Origin of the sequence: Halobacterium sp. KA-6 (genome assembly GCF_021029015.1) — an archaeon.
Lineage (GTDB): Archaea > Halobacteriota > Halobacteria > Halobacteriales > Halobacteriaceae > Halobacterium.
Window position 1 is genome coordinate 1 of sequence record NZ_JAJJZH010000033.1, and the last position, 1715, is coordinate 1715.

At 62.9% G+C, this 1715-nt stretch carries 1 protein-coding gene; it reads left to right on the forward strand.

Annotated elements, in window-relative coordinates:
- Positions 1–431 precede the first annotated feature (431 nt).
- Positions 432–1634 carry a tyrosine-type recombinase/integrase gene (locus LPA46_RS18620; RefSeq protein ID WP_230893806.1) on the forward strand — a complete coding sequence of 401 codons (1203 nt, stop codon included), beginning with the start codon at positions 432–434 and terminating at the stop codon, positions 1632–1634.
- Positions 1635–1715: the final 81 nt, after the last annotated feature.

A 1715-nucleotide genomic window follows, 5' to 3' on the forward strand; every position in this document is an offset into this window, starting at 1 on the left:
AGTATCTACTGCAAAAGTCTAAGTAGGTCGGATTTCTTGGTGGGTGTGAGGTGGTTCCCGTCGTGCGGAGAAGGAGTCGGTCGGTGCGCCGGTTGGCAGCCGGCGGGGACGCCTCGCCAAAGCCCATGCGAGACGACCACACTGCGAAAGTGGACGACCGAGCACTTAACCCAAGGACTGCGGGCAAGACTAGTCCTTGCCTCCGAAAACAAGCGCTCTGTAATTTGATGGCTCCAGTTCCACTTTCACCAAGCGGCAGACATCGTATTATGGGCTATGGCGACCGAGAAGCAAACCGCTCCGTCGCGGCTACTCCCGACCGCACCCCTACAGGTGGCACTGAGTTGGTGCGGTCGGGTGGCAATCCGCGGGTCCCGTAGACCCCGCCGCGACGACGCCGTAGCGCACGCCAACGGCAGGCCTACCAGACCATGCAAGACCACAACGACGACCACCAAAATTCTGACGAACAGACCGGCGAAGTGCTGGAACGCCTTGAAGAGATTCGCGATCAGTTGGACGACGAGCCCGAGCTCGAATCCACGGCGCCGCGGGAGGCGTTCCAGATGTGGTTGCAGGCGAACGCGGGGAAGGCCGACGAGACGGTTCAGAGCTACCGATACCGCGTCGAGACGTTGCTCCGGTACCTTGACCGTGAGGGAATCGACGACCTCGCCGACCTGACGACGCGGGACGTCAAGGAGTTCGAAGTCGAGCGTCGTGCCGACCCGGACGTCGGGAAACAGACGCGCAGTAACCAGTTCGGGACGATTCGCCAGTTTCTCCAGTTCTGCGAGAACATGAACGCCGTCAGCGGGGACGTCGTGAACGCGCTCGACATCCCAGCGCTGACGAAGGAGGACAAGGTCAACACGGAGAAGCTCGTCGCCGAGCGCGCCGAATCCATCCTCGACGACCTCAACCAGTTCCAGTACGCGAGTCGGAAGCACGTCCTGTTTGCGCTGCTCTGGCGAACGACCGCGCGCATCGGGACGATCCGTTCCCTCGACGTCGATGACGTCTACCTCGACGGTGATGACCTGGAGCGCGTTCGCGACGAGCTCGAAGCGGAGTTCCCGACTTCTGTTGTCGAGGAAATTCTCGGTGACGTCGAACTGCCGTTTCTCTGGCCGCAGCACCGGCCGGAGACCGGGACGGCGTTGAAGAACGGCGAGGGTGGCGAGCGCGTCATCAACATCGCGGATTGGCTCGGTGACGTCCTCGCGAGCTACCTCCGAGTGAACCGGCCGGACGTCGAGGACGACCACGGCCGCGAGCCGCTGCTCGCGACGCGGAAAGGCAACGGCCGGTTGTCGAAGAGCGCGATGCGGAACTGGATTTACATCCTCACGCAGCCGTGCGAGTTCGGCGGACCGTGTCCACACGACCGCGACCCGGAGGAGTGCGAGGCTCGCGAGCACGGCCAGGGTAGTAAGTGCCCGTCTGCGCGGAGCCCGCACAAGCTCCGGACGGGCGCGATTACGAATCACCGCGACCGCGGCTGGCCGATTAGCGAACTTTCGGATAAAGCGAACACGAGCGAGGAACTCATCGCGGGCGTCTACGACCAGCCCGAGCAGCTGGTGCGGGCGTCGCACCGGCGGAGTCTTCTCGAGAAGATGGAGGACCACTGATTATGTCCACGAAAACGCAGTACGGAGAGCAGACAGTGAATCGCCACGGGACTGCCGTCGGAACTCGGCGGTCCCACTTCA